General features: G+C 37.7%; 13 protein-coding genes. 9 read left to right on the top strand and 4 right to left on the bottom strand.

Annotation, left to right across the window (positions count from 1 at the left end):
* Positions 1-397 precede the first annotated feature (397 nt).
* Both ACP6PM_RS33740 and ACP6PM_RS33735 read left to right on the top strand, forming a co-directional pair.
* Positions 398-1,402: a helix-turn-helix transcriptional regulator gene (locus ACP6PM_RS33740; RefSeq protein WP_426591215.1), complete on the top strand. Its 1,005-nt coding sequence runs from the start codon at positions 398-400 to the stop codon at positions 1,400-1,402.
* Between the two features lie 444 nt (positions 1,403-1,846).
* Positions 1,847-2,209 (top strand): hypothetical protein, encoded by a 363-nt coding sequence (locus ACP6PM_RS33735; protein WP_426591214.1) that lies wholly within the window; start codon positions 1,847-1,849, stop codon positions 2,207-2,209.
* A gap of 35 nt (positions 2,210-2,244) precedes the next feature.
* Here the strand turns inward: ACP6PM_RS33735 and ACP6PM_RS33730 are convergent, their stop codons facing one another.
* Positions 2,245-4,095, bottom strand: a complete 1,851-nt coding sequence (locus tag ACP6PM_RS33730; protein ID WP_426591213.1) for a vanadium-dependent haloperoxidase — start codon at positions 4,093-4,095, stop codon at positions 2,245-2,247.
* Between the two features lie 1,176 nt (positions 4,096-5,271).
* Here ACP6PM_RS33730 and ACP6PM_RS33725 point away from each other — a divergent pair.
* The 5 genes from ACP6PM_RS33725 (at position 5,272) to ACP6PM_RS33705 (ending at position 11,624) form a co-directional block, all read left to right on the top strand.
* Positions 5,272-6,216 carry a type 2 periplasmic-binding domain-containing protein gene (locus tag ACP6PM_RS33725; protein WP_426591212.1) on the top strand — a complete coding sequence of 315 codons (945 nt, stop codon included), beginning with the start codon at positions 5,272-5,274 and terminating at the stop codon, positions 6,214-6,216.
* 603 nt (positions 6,217-6,819) lie between these two features.
* The gene (gene mgtE, locus ACP6PM_RS33720; protein WP_426591211.1) at positions 6,820-8,226 is read left to right on the top strand and encodes a magnesium transporter; all 1,407 of its coding nucleotides are present in this window, start codon (positions 6,820-6,822) and stop codon (positions 8,224-8,226) included.
* Between the two features lie 270 nt (positions 8,227-8,496).
* Entirely contained in the window at positions 8,497-9,870 is a 1,374-nt protein-coding gene (mgtE, locus tag ACP6PM_RS33715) for a magnesium transporter (protein ID WP_426591210.1), read from the top strand.
* Positions 9,871-10,692: 822 nt separating this feature from the next.
* A complete protein-coding gene (locus ACP6PM_RS33710; RefSeq protein WP_426591209.1) occupies positions 10,693-11,337 on the top strand; it encodes a hypothetical protein in 645 nt (214 codons plus the stop codon).
* An 80-nt stretch (positions 11,338-11,417) separates the two neighbouring features.
* Positions 11,418-11,624, top strand: coding sequence for a hypothetical protein (locus tag ACP6PM_RS33705; RefSeq protein ID WP_426591208.1), 207 nt, complete (start codon positions 11,418-11,420; stop codon positions 11,622-11,624).
* Positions 11,625-11,888: 264 nt separating this feature from the next.
* On the opposite strand, the gene ACP6PM_RS33700 is transcribed toward ACP6PM_RS33705, so the two are convergent.
* Together ACP6PM_RS33700 and ACP6PM_RS33695 are read right to left on the bottom strand one after the other, a co-directional pair.
* On the bottom strand, positions 11,889-12,812 hold the full coding sequence (locus ACP6PM_RS33700; RefSeq protein ID WP_426591207.1) for an Hpt domain-containing protein: 924 nt from the start codon (positions 12,810-12,812) through the stop codon (positions 11,889-11,891).
* 719 nt (positions 12,813-13,531) lie between these two features.
* Complete coding sequence (locus ACP6PM_RS33695; protein WP_426591206.1) at positions 13,532-14,710, bottom strand: M20 family metallopeptidase; 1,179 nt, start codon at positions 14,708-14,710, stop codon at positions 13,532-13,534.
* Positions 14,711-15,024: 314 nt separating this feature from the next.
* Between ACP6PM_RS33695 and ACP6PM_RS33690 the strand changes: the two genes are divergently transcribed.
* On the top strand, positions 15,025-15,270 hold the full coding sequence (locus tag ACP6PM_RS33690) for a CU044_2847 family protein (protein ID WP_426591205.1): 246 nt from the start codon (positions 15,025-15,027) through the stop codon (positions 15,268-15,270).
* Between the two features lie 221 nt (positions 15,271-15,491).
* Complete coding sequence (locus ACP6PM_RS33685) at positions 15,492-16,841, top strand: SUMF1/EgtB/PvdO family nonheme iron enzyme (RefSeq protein ID WP_426591204.1); 1,350 nt, start codon at positions 15,492-15,494, stop codon at positions 16,839-16,841.
* A 160-nt stretch (positions 16,842-17,001) separates the two neighbouring features.
* Here ACP6PM_RS33685 and ACP6PM_RS33680 read toward each other — a convergent pair whose 3' ends face one another.
* On the bottom strand, positions 17,002-17,667 hold the full coding sequence (locus ACP6PM_RS33680; RefSeq protein ID WP_426591203.1) for an SDR family oxidoreductase: 666 nt from the start codon (positions 17,665-17,667) through the stop codon (positions 17,002-17,004).
* Between the last annotated feature and the right edge of the window lie 293 nt (positions 17,668-17,960).

The following is a 17,960-nucleotide window of genomic DNA, read 5'->3' as shown; positions in this document are numbered from 1 at the left end:
AAGGGGGATTTAGGGGGATCGTAAATGTACCTCATAACTGTGGGAATTGCTCCTGGTAATTTGCTATTCTTAGTATCAAGATTCTCACACTTGGAAAGAAAAGTCTTTACCTTCCCCGCCTCCTGATCCCCCCTAACCCCCCTTAATAAGGGGGGAATTTCAAAGTCCCCCTTGAAAAGGGGGATTTAGGGGGATCGTAAATGTACCTCATAACTGTGGGAATTGCTCCTGTTTCCAACTATTCATAGATGGTTATGGATCATCAATGTGATTTGCTATATGCAGTATTAAGATTCTCACACTTAGAAAAAAAAGTCTTTACCTTATCGCGCCAATTTGCCACAATTATCTAGAATAATGAAAAGAAAAATTTATAAAAATTTAACAAGTATATTTTATGAAACCAATTCCTCTAATTCGTGCAACTCAATTAGAACCTTATCTAACTTTTCTTGGACAAATTGGAGCCAACAGTGAGAAATTTCTAGAACAATCTAAAATTAGGGTTGATATCTTAACTACTCCTGAGCAATTATTACCAGAATATCAAGTTTGGGATTTTATTGAGAGAGCAGGAAAAGCCAATGGTTCAGCTATTGAATTTGGTTTGCATACAGGATTACAGGGAAATTTTGATTTTATATTAGGGTTGATGTACCCTAGTTTGACAGCTTATGATGCTCTCAACCGTCTTTGTTTATTGACAAGATTACATAGTTCTCAAGCTAGTTTCTGGTTATCTCAAAAGGGTTCTGAAATCTGGTTTTGTCGTCAAGGGATTCCAGAAATTGCTATTGGACAACAGGCGGTAGAAGCTTATACTTTAATGTTAATGGTTAATTTAGTTCGCTACACAACAAGTTTAAAGCATTGGCAACCGTCAAAGATTTGTTTACAAATGAAACCAAATTCTACAATTGAACAATTTAAACCTTTGCAAAATACAAGAATTAAATATCAGGAACAATTTACAGCGATCGCCATTGATATCACTCTTTTAAGTCTGACTCAAGCACCAACTGATTCACCCTATCTTTTTTCCCTGATAAATATATCTACTCCAGCAACAGATTTTGTTGGTTCTCTCAGACAAGTTATTCAATCTTCATCAATAAAAAAGTACCCTACTCTTAGTGAAGTTGCTAAAATTACAGGAATTAGTTCTCGAACTTTACAAAGACGATTAAGAGAAGTAGGAGTGAGTTACAATGAAGTAATTAATCAAATACAGTTTGAACGAGCAAAAACTCTCCTTAAAGATTCCCATCTTAAGCTTAGAGAAATTTCAGAACAATTAGGATATTCAACACAAGGGCATTTTAGTCGTGCATTTAAACGTTGGACAGGTATAACACCTCAATCATTTCGTCACCTTTCCCCTGAAAAGGAACTTGAGACCTGATAGTATTTTTCGCGTTGCTAGATCAAAGTATGATTTTACAGAAGTCAATTGATGGTTTTATATCAAAATCGGTAGTAAGCGATCGCTCCTACAGGACTTACGCATGAGGTACGAAAAACTAGGGTTTGAGATTGCTTCCCTGTCGGTCGCAATGACGAAAATACGTCGTATTGCGTAAGTCCTATATAAGTGATTATCCGAACATGATATTACACTTTGGAGGAAGTAAGGCAGAGGGCAGAAGGCAGAGGGCAGAAGGCAGAAGGGAAGAAAAAATTAAAAGGGATAAAGTTTTTTGGTCGCGTAAGTGGAACGGACTTCTATCACTGATTATCTGGACATGATATTATATCAAATCCGGTTAAATAGTTATAGATTGGTTAAGTCAGTAGGAGTCAGGAGTCAGGAGTCAGGAGGAGAGAGAATTACAAAGATTTAGTAGTTATGAACATTGGAGATTTTTTTTATGTCCAATCAAGCGGATTTGATATTACTTCTGTTAGGGGGACAATGGCCTCTCCTACTGTCCATCCCACAATCAAACTTGACCATAAAATGGACTGTCTCTATCGAGGCCGTTGGCGGAGCCTAGCGGCAGCTATATCGCTAATTAGTTACAGCACTTTGGGAACTTCTGCAATACCTACCTTTGCGCCGAAACTGTTAGAAAAAGGAGAAGTCAATCCGACAAAAGTAGCGTTGGCGGAGCCTAGCGGCAGCTATATCGCTCGCGTTTGTTTTTCTTCTCCCACAAACTGCAATATGGGTGAAAGATTGAATTCTCTCAAAGCAAACTCAGGATACTAGCGAAGAGTAACCTTTTCAGCAGCGTAGCCAACGATTTATCGCCGACCAATTCTTACAACCTCACCATCAAAGGTTGGTACAGAGAAGACAAAGGGATCTGTAGGATAAGTCAATGCTTGTTCTTCAAGAATACCAATGGCAATCTCCTCGCCCATGCGAACGCTATCATAATAGTCGGTGAAGTAGTGAACTCCTGCCATGTTTCGAGCAATGGAAATATTGGCAGCTAGTTTATTCAGCTCACCTTCAAGAGTTAGAGCCTCAGAAATATTATTAATTGTGTCTTCTACCAAGGTCTTACCATCATCATCATTATTTGCTCGGAAAGCAACCAAATTATCGCCTTTCTCCATACGTTTGAACCTATATTCGTTACTACTATCCTTTACAAGCACTGTACTGGTGTCAAAAAATGCCTTGAGAATGGTCACACAAGCACCAGCAACGGTAGCGTGTCCGGCTCCATAAGCAGGGTGCATGGGAGATCCTTCAGGAAATGCCATTGGTAGCAGATAACTACCTTCAGCTATTGCGGAAATATTTCCGAGAGTACTTGTTGCCAAATCACCATTTCCATTATTTTCTAGCTTATCTAGGAACCCCTGAACGTATTTGAGCAAGGCTTCTGGGATAAATTCATTCTGAATAGTACTGTCACATTCATTGTTACGACGCACCAGTTCAACTCGTGCTGCTAAAGCCTCTGGTCGCAAGCGAATATGATTGTTAAACTTCTGGAAACGAACAGCCTTAAGCGCTCGTGTTGCTACCTCAGTCACCAAGTTCAAAATGTGGGGACCCCCATAAAGAGCAAAACCATTAGCGTGACGGCGAGTTTTTGGATCTTGTGCTGCTACACCACCTCCAGAGAGATGATCGAAACCAGGATCGAAAGGAGTTCCCATTCCCAAGAGAATCAGACAAGCATTGAGATAAGCTTCATAAAGAGCATCGTAGTGGACATAGGTTGCCAGGTCGCGAGGTGTATAAATAAAGCGACGTCCAGGAGCATAGCTTTCTCGTGGCTGTGCAATACCCCGCTGAACTTCAACATACTTTGTAAAATCGGTCATATAGTCTGTTCCTGGGGTAGCTATGGGAACTTTTTGGTTGATTTCCAGAACACCATAGGCGATTTTTCCTGTAGTGACACCATCCTCTCCGTTGACAGCTCTGTTACCAATCAGCAAAAATTGAGACAGGTAAGGTCCCACTTCTACCCCTGGAGAAGACCCACGAAATACGGTCTGTCGGTCGAGTCTTCGTCTTCCTTTCTGGCTCACTTTTCGGGGTCGTCCATTTTGATTTTGGACGTAACCAAGTGTATTGAGGCGACCAATTGATGCTTTCAAATTTTCATTTTTTGCACCTTTCTCAAAATCGTTAAGAGGACAATCGCGAAGAATTGCTAGTTCATACACCTCTGCCATCTCAAAAATCAGTTCCAGGTTTATGTTTCCAGTGAAATCTAACAATGGTGGTGCGGGAGCCATGGTGACAGCTTGAGCATCAGGTCCTTCTAGATCGTGCACAACTCCTGCAGTTGGAGCTTCCCACTGTCTAAAACCATTAAGGAAATTCGGATTTTCCTCTTCTACAATGTTGCCATTAACAACCTTATACTTTGCACCATGACGAACTCTATCGGTAAAAGGATCGATGAAGCCATCATCGATCGCTCGGCGAAATTCTACAAAGTCTTTTGGATCTTGTAATAATCCTGTTTTGGGGTTATGGATTAAACCTTTGGTAAAGGACATGAAATACCGATCGCCTGCGTAGCGTTCTTCGTCCCCATTAGCTTGATGGGTTGGATGTTGCCGACTTCTGGCTAATTCAGCCGCATTAACACGAATGGAATAAGATTTTTGACGACGCTCGTTCATAAAATTCTCCTATTGTTTTATTTACACCAGGTTGTGTGAAAAACTGGTACGTGACTTGGTAAGTTATCAGAATAATTAAGTGGCATACTCGTCTATATATATAGACGATGGAAAGGAAGGATTTCTAACTTTTTTGAGTTAGATGTTCTTGATTTCTGGATCGTAAAGTTTCGATCGCTCGTCCTCCTTCTCCTTATATTCATCCCACAATCAAATTTTACCGGAAAACATAGAGGGTGTTGGCGGAGCCTAGCGGCAGCTATATCGCTGCCCACTCACCTTATAAAGTAGGTAAGTTGCATACAACATCTCTACTCTCAATGTCTTCTTACTTCATAGTTGGATATAGATATGCAATTATGAAATAAATAAATTATCAAAATAGGGAAGTTGCATACAACATCTCTACTCTCAATGTCTTCTTACTTCATAGTTGGATATAGATATGCAATTATCAAGTAAATAAATTATTAGACCTCTCCAGAAAATAAACTTGCTCTTTATTTAAGACAAGCTAGAGTTGTCAAATTCACTCTCAGAAATCATTTTTCGTATTTTTTTCGTGAAAATATATACCCTGTTTCCAGTTAAGTGTTCCCTACTAGCCACAAAAAATCTATATCTTTTTCGCAGATGTCTATTTATCAAAATGTTGCGAGAAGATCCGCGCTTTCCTGCAAAGTGAGAAAAACGGTATTACCTCCTGACAATTGACTAAATATCCTGACCACTAATACCGGGCGTGATAAATGTTTGGTACAAATAATTAGACTTTTGCTAGGAGTAAGGTAGGAATCTCTGCCTTTAGACCGGGGAGGATGTCAAAGAAAACTCCCCTCCTGGTTTAATTAATTGTTTTGATGTTTTGGCGATCGCGAAGTGTTGCGTCAGCAGCATCCCCAATGCGATACTGACCATTATTGCCTGTTTTATTTTTTGAGCTTTTTATATTAGTTTTATGAGCTTTTAATAAGTAATCTCAATAATTATTTTTGTTCCTTTTTGGTAGTCATTAAGATATTTTTCTACCTAATTTATTGGTGTATAGTTTTTGTCTAATTTTTGAAAAAGATTTGACCTTATTTTTTATTTTCAAGATGTCTATTCCAGCTTCCTTATTTTTTAATTTTAAAAACTTGACATTTGTTCATTTTATTGTATAATTTTTGGATTATCATGATCGAACCAAAAACTGTAGATGATTTGAGTAAAGATGATATGAATGATTTTAATGTGAGGTCAACCATGAAAAAAAAACTAACAATAATCATATTTAGTCTTATATTTGCTGTCATAAATTCTGGATGTGCGAGGGCACAAGGAGTATTACAAGAAATTCAACAAACTGGAGTGCTAAAAGTTGGAATGAGAAAAGATGCTGCTCCTTTCGGTTATGTTTCTGGCGCTAAATGGGAAGGAATTTGTCTAGAATTAATGAATGGATTTAAAGAAGATTTAGAACAAAAATTAAACAGAAATATTACTATAGAAAAATTAGAAACTATTCTTGATGAAGATTCAGAGCAAGGACGCCATCGCAGTGTAGCTAATAATCGAGTTCATCTAGAATGTGGTCCTAATACTATTAGAAAAAATCCACCAACAGGAGTTATTTATTCTGAACGTTTCTTCACAACTGGTACATATTTAATGATGAAACCAGACAGAAGATTAACAGTTAATCCTGATGGATTTTTGGAAGGAATTTTAATCGGGGTTCTCAATGATTCTCTTACACAAAAATTTATTGATAGTCGATATCAACTGGCAGACCAAAAAGTTTATCAAGGAGCATCGGGAAGAGAAACTGCAGTTAAAGATGCCATATCAGGTACAATAGATGCTTTTGCTAGTGACGGGATTTTATTAGTAGGAGAAGCCTTCCGACAAGGATTAAAAGAAAATCAATATGCTTTAGAACCAAACAGACCACTTACCTGTATTTCTTATGGCATGATTTTACCTGCTAATGATTCGGAGTGGCAAAAAACAGTCAATGAATATGTTGTGACTAAGCGTCAAATTAGTGCAATTACGGATATTTTAACTAGGTTAGCAGGAGGCACATCTCCATTTATCGGAGTGACTATTTCTGCTCAAGATAAATGTAGTGGGTTGTAAAAGAAGCAAGAAGGAAGAAGGAAGAATAAAGTAGGAAATTAGGGGTAGGTTTTGTACTGTTTTTTTGGATAAATTATTAACTTTTATCTAAACTATTCCCGATAACATTTGACTTTGTTAACTATAGGTGACACTTCAATTATTAAGTGGAAACTTTTTGATAATTATTAGCCACCTAATGTGTTAATTATTCTTATGTTTACTTCTCCCTCTTGGACGTTGCATGCAACGTCCCTACCTACTCCCCCACTCCCTGGCTCAAGAAAATGTAGAAAAGTTTTTGAGAAATGGTATAAACCACCCCCTAAAAATTAGGATTTTATTGACATACTCCTGACGGTGCGCTTAGGCGACACCGCGGGATTCTTCAACTCAATATTTGAGTCGCAGTTTATACAGAGGTGATGTCCTCCCCCTGTTTTTTTATTAAAGCACAAAAATGCAGGATAAACCCGATAAATAAGACTCGCTTTCCCATACGGCGGGCGTTGCGCATGGTGCGACAACGCAGGACTTCCCACCAGGGAAGTTAACTCTAAGCAGAAAAAAGTTCCCTTAGCGTCTAAACTGGATTCAGGAATCTATATCATAGGAGGGTTAGCTTTGATTGAAAATAATAACTATTCATCCCCTTCCGTAGCGACAATTTCTCGTCAAGAATTACGGGAATTAGTTCGATCGCAACTTCAAGCTCTACTAGAACAAGATAACTTGTCTGGAGCTAAAGCTATGTTAGTTCCAGTACAACCACCCGATATTGCTGAAGCGATCGAAGGTTTACCAGAAACTATGCAAGTCATCGCCTTTCGGTTACTGTCTAAAGGTGAGGCGATCGAAGTCTATGAACAATTAGACTCCAGTGTACAACAGTCTCTATGCGAAAAATTCAAGCGCCAAGAAGTCATAGATATCGTTGATAAAATGTCGCCTGACGACCGCGCCAAACTCTTTGAAGAACTACCTGCAGCTGTTGTGCGACGTTTGTTAGGTCAACTCAGCCCTTCAGAACGCCAAGCTACCGCCCAACTTCTTGGTTACAACGCAGATACTGCGGGACGGATAATGACTCCGGAATATATTTCCCTCAAAGAAGAATATACCGTTTCCCAAAGTTTAGAACGTATTCGCTCATTAGCTCACGTTACCGAGACAGTTTATTCTCTATATGTCACTGACACTAACCGTCATCTTACAGGTATTCTGTCCTTGCGAGATTTAGTGACCTCTCAGCTCAACCAAACTATCAGCGAAATAATGAGTCGTGATTTTGTCAGCGTCCAAACTGGTACTGACCAAGAGGAAGTTGCCCGTGTTATTCAGCGTTATGACTTTCTGGCGATACCAGTGGTAGACAGCGAACAACGACTCGTGGGTATCATTACCGTTGATGATGTTCTTGATATTTTAGAACAGGAAACCACTGAAGATATTTATGCTTTAGGTGGGGTGCAGTCTGATGGTGATAATTATTTCCAGGTAAATTTATTTACTGCTGCTCGCAGAAGAGTGGTTTGGTTATTTGTGTTGTTACTGACTAATAGTGTTACGGGTGGAATTATTACAGCGCAAGAAGATATTCTGCAAAAGGTAGTTGCTTTAGCAGCATTCATTCCATTATTAACTGGTACTGGTGGAAATGTGGGGGCGCAATCTTCAACTGTTGTCATTCGAGGTATGAATACCGATGAAATCTGGAAAATTGGACCATTGAAAGTGATTCTGCGTGAAGCTGCTGCTGGTGCAATGCTTGGGGGTATTCTCGGTTTATTGGCAACAGCTTGGGCTTTTTTATTTATTGTCAATGGCAATTTAGAAGTGTCGGTGACGGTGGGTGTAAGTTTAGTGGCAATCTCAATTTTGGCTTCTGTTGCTGGCTCTTCTTTGCCATTCCTATTTCGTTCGTTTGGGTTAGACCCAGCTCTAATGTCAGCACCATTTATTACAACTGCTGTTGATGTTCTCGGTGTTTTGATTTATTTCAACTTGGCACGAGTAATTTTACAAATATGAAAAAAAAATGTAGAGGTGGTGTCGAGGTTGGGCAAACATTTTTATACCTAGCGATTCAAAATGGAACACAGTAACAACTATAGCGCTACGCGCAAGTCAAAAGTCATGCATTCAAAAGTCAAAAGTAATCTCTGAGTGAGTTTGATAATTTATAAATGTCCGCGCCCTATTTGCGTAGTGCTATACAAGAATTGTAGGGAAGTTCTATGGAACTTTCTTACTGTGCTCTAGTAAAATCCAAACTACTGTAAGCTGAAACAGGAAAAAATAATGTACACAAGTCATCTATCTTCTCAAGCAACTGTTTATGAAGTGCGAACGCAACTGCAAAACTTAATCGCAGAGGATAACCTAGCTGGAATAAAAAATTTCTTAGCATCTGTACAACCTACCGATATTGCTGAAGCTATAGAACTTTTACCTGAAGATATACAGCTTGTAGTTTTTCGACTACTCGGAACAGAACAAGCGATCGCTGTCTACGAACAATTTGACCCCTCTACACAGAAATCTTTATCTCAACAGTTTCGCCATCAGGAAATCAGAGATATTGTCAATAAAATGTCACCTGATGACCGTGCTCAACTGTTCGATGAGTTACCTCCCAAACTTTTGCAACGTCTCAACTCTGAACTTAGTCCCCGCGAAAGGGAAGCTACCTCCCTTTTGTTAGGTTATCAACCAGATACTGCCGGACGTATAATGACTCCAGAATATGTTAGTCTAGAGTCTGATGATACTGTAGCTCAGAGTTTAGAAAGAATACGTTCTTTAGCTGATGTTTCTGAAACTATCTATTACTTATATATTACTGATGCACAACAATATCTAGTGGGGATACTGTCGTTACGAGAGTTAGTTACTGCTTCCCCAGAACAAACTATCAGCGCAATAATGAATCGTGATGTGGTGTCCGTTCACACTAACACTGACCAAGAAGAGGTAGTCCGTGTTATCCAACATTATGATTTAATTGCTGTGCCAGTTGTAGATAAGGAAAGGCGACTAGTGGGAATTATTACTGTTGATGATGCTATTGATATTGTGCAAGAGGAAACGACCGAAGATATTTATAAATTAAGTGGGGTACACTCTGAGGGTGATGATTATTTTCAGGTTAATTTGTTAGCTGTTACTAAGAAGCGAGTCTTTTGGTTATTAGTATTACTTCTGACTAATACTTTCACGAGTAAAATTATTACTTCTCAGGAAGAAGTTTTGGAAAAAGTGGTAGGTTTAGCTGCGTTTATTCCTCTCCTTAATGATACTGGTGGTAATGTTGGTTCCCAGTCATCTACTGTAATAATTCGTGGTTTTAGCACTGATGAAATAGGAAGTATGGGAAATTTGCAGGTGATTATTCGGGAAGGAATTGCTGGTAGTTTGCTAGGTTTAATGTTGGGGATAGTTGCAATAATTTGGGCTTATATTCTGCAACAAAATTTAGCTATAGCTTTTGTGGTAGGTATTAGTTTATTTGCTATTACAATTATTGCTTCTGTTGCTGGTGCAGCTTTACCATTTATCTTTCGATTATTAAAGTTAGACCCTGCGTTAATGTCTGCTCCTTTTATTACCACTGCTGTTGATATTTTAGGTGTATTAATTTATTTTGGTTTAGCTGTTTTGCTTTTGGAAATATAGCGCTACGCGCAAGTCAAAAGTCATGCATTCAAAAGTCAAAACTAATTTATGACTGAGTTTTCGGTTCTCAAATGCTCTGCAAACAAGATTTACCAATGTTCGCATCCTAAATGGGTAGTGCTACAGAAGGGAAGGAAAAATCAAGAAGCAAGTGATATAGTTATAATATTGCAGTAGCATGAGATACCTAAAATGTTGCAATAGTAGGGGTGGGTTCTAGTTAAATTAATGAGACTTAATATTCAATCAAATGAACCCGTCCCCAATGATACAATATCATGTCCGGTTGAATACTTATAAATAAACAACTGAAGAGTCAGTCATCAGGAGTCAGGAGGGAAGAAAGAAGCAAGAAAGGGCGTTGCATATTTGTGGGATGAATTAGTATGGGGAGTATGGGGAGTGTGGGGAGTGTGGGGAGTCAAAGATTCATCCCTTGGTTCAGCAACGTCCAAGAAAGAAGAAGAAAGAATAAAGAGGAGGAAAAGGAGAAAGTTTTTTTTATCACTAATTATCTGGACATGATCTAATATACTATTTGAGCTGTGTTGGTCTATTAGGTAGGGTTCAGCGTACTTTAAGAATTGAAAAAATATAGTTGAGTTACTCTTCAGGTTGTTGCTGGGTTTATCAATCCAACCCACAGATTTTACAAATATTTTTACAAGAACTATAACGTTTCTCAGACTAATGAGGTAAACCTATCTTTATTTCTATTATATTCCCTATTTCTAGTTAAGTGTTCCCTAAAACCTAGAATTTTGTAGCTTACCAGTATAGGAATTGCTATATATTAACAAACAAAATTATAATTCAATAAATATGTTGCACCGCCTACGTCTTTTAGAAATCCTTGAATATATTTTTATTGCGGTTTCTGCCGTCGGAATTTTTGCTAATTATATGTTTGAGGAACCAATTATTTATCCAGTAGTCTTTATTTTTATATCTTTATTGTTAAATCTGTTTAACAGACGAAAATTAGCAGAACAAACTCAAACTATTAAATTTGATAATACTAGAAAATTAGACGAATATCAAGAGTCAATTTCTCAGGTTATTTCTCAGTTAAAAGATAGTATAAATTCTTTTGAGTCTACGGCTCAAGCATTAGGAAATAATCAGGGAGAAGGGAAAGTTAAACCTTTGATGGAAAAGATTAAAAGTTTGTCAAATCGGTTAGAGATTCAAGAACAAACTATGAAGTTATTACAAACAGAATTAGATTTGGTTTCTCAGCAGTTTAAACAACGACCGGAATTGCAACAAATTAATGATTTAACAAGTGTGATTATTGATTTACAACAGTTTATTAATAAATTGCCAGAATGGAGCGACTTAAGACAACAAAAATTTCAAAAGTTGGAGGAAAAAGTTAATCAGGCTTTGCATAAACTTGAAGAAAATATTGAAGAAGGAAGAGCACTCAAGACTCAGGACTCAGAAGTCAGAAATGAGGAAATTTAGGGTTGCTTACAATGAACTTGAGAACTAGATATGCTTAAGCAAAAGTTGTTGCTAGATTAAAATATTAGGCATTGCTGAAATTGCAACAAATTAATGATTTAACAAGTGTAATTATTGATTTACAACAGTTTATTAATAAATTGCCAGAATGGAGCGACTTAAGACAACAAAAATTTCAAAAGTTGGAGGAAAAAGTTAATCAGGCTTTGCATAAACTTGAAGAAAATATTGAAGAAGGAAGAGCACTCAAGACTCAGGACTCAGAAGTCAGAAATGAGGAAATTTAGGGTTGCTTACAATGAACTTGAGAACTAGATATGCTTAAGCAAAAGTTGTTGCTAGATTAAAATATTAGGCGTTGCTGAATAAATTTATGATATTTAGGGCGTTGCTGAGTGGTAATGATTTTTAGATTAAGTATCAACGCTAAACATAAGTTTTTCAATTTTACCTTCAGCTACTTACCATTACATTTCAGCAACACCAAATATTATTCCATAAAACTAAGATGCCCCTGAAAATTATCATCTACAACCACTAATTAATCTTAATCAATTATTTTTAGATGACTTAACATGCTTAACTAATATTCTAGCGATCGCTTCCTGTTGCTTATGGTCAAAACTTTTAATAATTAATTTCACCATTTCTTTCGGGTCTTTTGGTAAAGTTACTTTTTTTTGTTCAGAAGTTGTTGCTTTGGGAGAAGTTGCAATTTCTTTTAAATCTTTACTCGGTACTATTTCCTCTACTTTTCCAGCTTGGATTAACTCACCTGCAGTATTAAGTTCTTTAATAATCACAGGTGCTAGAACTTGATAAGATAACTTAGAATTAGTCAGAGCTTGTTGAGAAGCAGTAACTAAAGTCTGCCAAATTTCTGTATTTTCATCCAACTTCAACAAACCATTACAACCCTCTATTAGTTGTTTTCTTGAATCTGGAGAGTCACCCTGTTTAAACAGCTCTAACATTTCTTTTAATTTATCTTTGACCTGTTGAGCAAAATTAGTTTTTACCTTCCTAACAGTAGTAGATTTAGAAACAGTTCCACCACTAACTAAAGTATTCAAATTAGCTTCTAAATCGGCAAATACAGGCAAAGCATTTTGTACTATTTCTTCTCCTTCTTCTTGCCTCAAACCATAAGGACCTTGGAGACGTTCTACTAAGTCTTTGAGAGTATCATATCCTTTTAAAAATTGAGATTCTACTGTTTGGTCAATATCAACAGGATGTTCTCGAATTATTTTGAAACAATCTTCTAAACGGTGAGCTACTTTTTTGACACTGTGCATTCCCAACATGGCAGCTCCACCTTTTACAGAGTGAGCTGCTCTAAACATATCATTAATAGTTTCAGAATCTGACATTGTAGACTTCAAATCTACCAACCCATTTTCTAAGGTTACTAAATGTTCTTCTGCTTCCATGATAAACAATTGCTTAATTCGTTCTTCTTGTTCTGATGCCACAATATTTCTCCTTTTTCAGTTATCAGTTATCAGGAATGATTTATGAGATATTTAAGAATAATTAAGATAAATCAAAATCCTTTTATCTTCTGACTCCTAATTATCACTAAAATCTTACAACTGAAATATGATTGCTATATCACTTATCAGTTATTAGTACCTCCGGCTGAATTTCAGTTATCAGTTATTAGTTAGCCTCCTGACTCTTAACTGCCTCTTGTCTCCTCCGGAGGAACTGCTTTTTGCAGAGGAGCTGCTTCTTGCAGAAGAGCTATCCTACGGAATGCTCCACAAACGCAATTCTAGTCGCTCCGCGAAACATTTTTTCCTTACGGAATACTCCGCAAACATCTCGCGAAGCGTTAACGGAGTTGTGCGGTAGCAAAACAGTACCGACCACTAAAGTCAAAGCCATCTTACTAACTTAATTTACTACTTCTATTTTAATATTTTTTTGCTGATAGTTAGCAGATAATTTATCGTTAAAAAGACCTGTAGGGTGAAGCTTCAAACCAATTTTTTCAGTAAATTTTTTTGTATAGCAATTACAAGTTTGGTTAGGACAATTTAGCTTTACTAAAGCTAGTCATCGCAAACATCAAACTTTTAACTTTTATAATGAATTTCATCTCAGCCAGGTATACCATTAGCGGGCAAGATACCCGCACTCCTGTAACTTTAATAAAACTACCAAAATTTTGACTTTTAACTTTTGACTTTTAGTGACTGTGCCAATATTTATAGGCAGCATAAGCCAAAATGACCACACAAGTAACAATAGAAGATTCATCTACCTCAAACTGGGGATGATGGAGGGGATAGTTATGTTTGTCTTTGTGTCCCACTCCTAGACGAAACATCATACCTGGAACTTGCTCCAAATACATAGAAAAATCTTCGGCACCCAGGGAAGGCTCTGGTAAAATAGTAACCCGATCGCTACCCCAAGCCTCTAAAGCTGCCGACTCAACTAATTGAGTCAATGCTGGGTTATTTTGTACAGAGGGAACTCCCTGACGATAATTTAGTTCATACTTAGCGCCATAAGAACTACAAACATTGGCCACAATATTTTCAATCCATGCAGGTAATTCTTTGTGGGTATCTGGATGGAGCGATCGCACGGTTCCCGACATTTTTACTCTGTCAGCTATCACATTTGGTGCTCGACCGCCACTAATCTTACCAATTGTTAACACTACAGGTCTCAAAGGATTATGAGTCCTACTAATGGCCTGTTGTAAATTAGTAATTACCTGAGAAGCAATCCAAATAGCATCTATAGCTTCGTGGGGGCGCGCACCATGACCAGATTCCCCAATAATTGTCAATTCCAAATCATCAGCAGCAGCAGTTAGTACCCCATGGCGAATACCCACCGAACCTGCGGGAATAGTCGGGAAAACATGGACTCCTAAAATTGCCTCTACATCCTCCAGCGCTCCATCTTTAATCATCCAATTTGCACCTTGGGCAATTTCCTCTGCCGGTTGAAACAGAAAACGGACATTTCCTGGTAGAGGTTCTCCCAACTCAGACAATACCATTGCTGTACCTAAGCCGACTGTTGTATGGACATCGTGACCGCAGGCGTGCATAATGCCAAGATTACGGGAGACAAAATCTAAATCAGTACGTTCTGTAATTGGCAAAGCATCCATATCAGTACGAATGGCCAGCCACTGATGAGTATTGTTACTACCTTTGAGTTCCCCCAGAACCCCAGTTTTACCAATAGCTTCCCGGACATGAAGACCGCAAGAAGATAATACACCCGCAACATAGGCAGCAGTTTGGTGTTCTTGGCCACTTAATTCTGGGTGGGAGTGAATATGGCGACGAATTTCAATCAGACGAGGTGCAAGGGTAGTTGCTAATTCTTTAATTCTGGTCAGCATAGGTAATTTTTTGCCTATTCTTTTAATTTATTTAACTTAGCAAAAAGCCTTTTTCTTAGTTGTTAAAGCTCGCTTCCTTAGAGAATGTTTGTAAACTCATAAAAACCTCTCTCCAAACCTCTATCCTACAAGGAGAGAGGCTTTGAAACCCCCATTCCCTTTTAGGGAATGGGAGCAGAGGGGTTAGGTTTTTAGGATTCATTTAGTTCTATGGAATACTTCTCAAAAACCTCTTAATTTTGTTTTTATTTTCCCCCAGTATTTTGCTGATTTGCTTGACATAGAATGGCAGTTAAATTCAGTCATCAACTTATATGGCCACCAGATTAATTGAACTAGAAGATGGAATTTTAGTTGAAGCGGAAGTTCCGGAAGATGAAGCAAAACCAATTTCTACTAATGTGATTAAAGAAGTTAAATCTAGTTTTGCTAAAGTTAAACCTATATTAATTAGTATTAGTAGCCCTATTGCTGAGGCTTGGCAAGAAATTAACAAAGATATGGAAATTGAGCAAGCTGAGGTGGAAGTGGATTTTAATTTTGAGGGGGAAGTTCATTAATTGATAATTGATAATTGATAATTACCTCTGGTTAAAACCGTTACGGAATTGAATATTGGGAAATATCATTTCTTTTTTTCCCCTATCCAAGGGGAGGCTTTAAAGCAGAATTCTTTAATTATTAATTAGTTATTAATAATTCGGTAATTTATATGTTACTAAAGGAAAGGCTGGTACAAACTTAAAAGTTAAATTAGTGCTGAAACCTAAACAATTAGAGAATGAATAAACAGTTAGAAAAATCTATTGTTTTAATTACCAGTGCCGACGACAGAAAGAAAAATGTTATTGGCACTGGATTTACTTTTTATAGAGAACAAAATTATACTTATTTGCTGACTTGTGCTCATGTTGTTGAGGATGTGGGTGGTGAGGAAAGTTTATTGGTGGATAGTATTTCTCCAAAAGTTTTGGCAATGGGAGATATTCAGGGTTTTGATTTGGCAGTTTTGCGAGTTGAAAACCTAAATCACCCATTGTTGCAGTTAATAAGTTTATCTGAGGCAGAGAATAGAAAGTTTCAGATACCGGGAAACTATCTCTATGGTGAAGAGAAAAAAAGAAGGCTCAAAATTGTTGAAGGAGTTGTGGGGAAAAAGAGTTTCCTGACTCAACATAATCAAAGGGTTATTGCTTGGGAATTGTTGATAAATTCAGACTATCGCCTCCGTAAAGGTTATAGTGGCGCACCTGTTGTTGACTGTAGAACTGGTGATGTCTTGGGTGTAGCTACTAATATGGAGAAAGATGGAGCGGAGGGATTAGCTATTTCTGTAGAAGCTTTGAGTAATATTTGGCCTGGAATACCTCCTACTATTTTTTCATCTTTTACTGAAGATTTAGGTAAAGGTGTGATGTTGGAAATGGTGGCTATTCCTGGCGGTACTTTTCTCATGGGTTCGCCAAAAAATGAAGAGGGAAAAGATGATACTGAAAGTCCTCAACATGAAGTTACTCTGCAACCTTTTTATATGAGTAAATACCCTATTACTCAAAATCAATATCAAGCCATTATGGGTAAAAATCCCTCTCACTTTAAAGGAGGAAACCGCCCAGTAGAATGTGTGTCATGGTACGATGCAACAGAATTTTGTCAAAAGCTATCTCAGAAAACTGAAAAAATATACAAACTGCCGAGTGAAAGTCAGTGGGAATATGCTTGTCGTGCAGGTACAACCACACCATTTTATTTTGGAGAAACTATTACCACTGATTTAGTTAATTACAATGGTAACTATACCTATGGCAACTCCCCTCAAGGTAAATATCGAAAACAAACAACAGATGTAGGGATTTTTCCTCCTAATGCTTTTGGTTTATATGATATGCACGGTAACGTCTGTGAATGGTGCGCTGATGACTGGCATGGTAACTATGAAGGTGTGCCTACTGATGGCAGCGCTTGGCTGGAAAATGATGAAAAAAAACATTATGCCTTACTGCGTGGCGGTTCCTGGAGCTACATTCCTATTATCTGCCGTTCCGCGTATCGCGACATTTACGATAGGCGCGCCAACCTCATCAACATTATTGGTTTTCGTGTTGTGTGTGGTGGTGGGAGAACTCTTTAACCCTTTTTTCTTTTCCCCTTTTGCCCTTTACCCTCTTTTTTTCTTTTTTCTATAGTTTTGTGGAATGGGCATCTTGCCCGTTCCTGATATTTTGGGACAGGCAGGATGCCTATCCCACTTAATATTCATCCCTTAATTCAGCAACGCCAATATTCCTTAACTACCAAGGTAATACCTCACCCTTGGCGTGCCAAAAAGTTCCTGTATTTTCTAAGTTTAATTCATCAATTCTAGCTAACAAATTTTTTGCAGATTCTTCCGGAGAAATACCTGTAAAATTTGTCATTCTAGTGCTAACTAAACCTGGATGTAAAATTGCTACGGCAATTCCCTGTGATTTTAAATCAACAGATAAAGATTTACCAGCCATACTAACAGCAACCTTTGACATTCGATAACCGTAGGAACCGCCGGAAGTATTATCATCAATGGAACCCATTCTACTCGTAATAATGGCAATTTTTCCACCAGACTCCATCAAAGGTAATAAAGCATGAGTTGGGCGCAAGGTTCCGATAGCATTCACTTCAAATTGTTTGCGAATACTATCAAAATCTAAATCATCTAGATAGTTTCCTTTTCTTTCAACTATTCCGGCATTATTAATTAATACGTCTAATTTGAATCCTTGGAGACGATTAACTAAACCTGCTACATCTTGTTCCGAAGTAATATCTACTCCCGTTTCTACAGAAATTCCTATACTTTCTAATTCCCAATCTGACTCGCGACAAACAGCAATTACTTTATTACCTTTGCTATGAACTTGTTTACATAATTCTTTGCCAATACCCCGATTAGTTCCTGTTATTAAATAAGTTGCCATAGTTAGCTATTTTTGCCTTAATTGCTGATAATTTTTCTGGTTGATTATAACATGAAAGCAACACAATTTAAGAAAATCATCAAGTCAATTTTACCCCTAGTAGTACAGCTAAAATAGTGGATGATTTTAGTACAAAAGATTTCAGTTTGGTGAGGTATACTCCTGGAGATCCCCCCTACTGCCTTGTTCAAGGGGGGAACCAGAAGTCCCCCTTAAAAAGGGGGATTTAGTCGTTGATGCACCTTACTAGAGTTAAAATCGCTATACTTCAATGTATTTGCAATCTGCTCTAT

This window comes from Dapis brunnea BLCC-M229, assembly GCF_050015995.1.
Lineage (GTDB): Bacteria > Cyanobacteriota > Cyanobacteriia > Cyanobacteriales > Microcoleaceae > Trichodesmium.
Note: the sequence above shows the minus strand (reverse complement) of the source record. Positions and strands in the feature narration are given on the sequence as shown.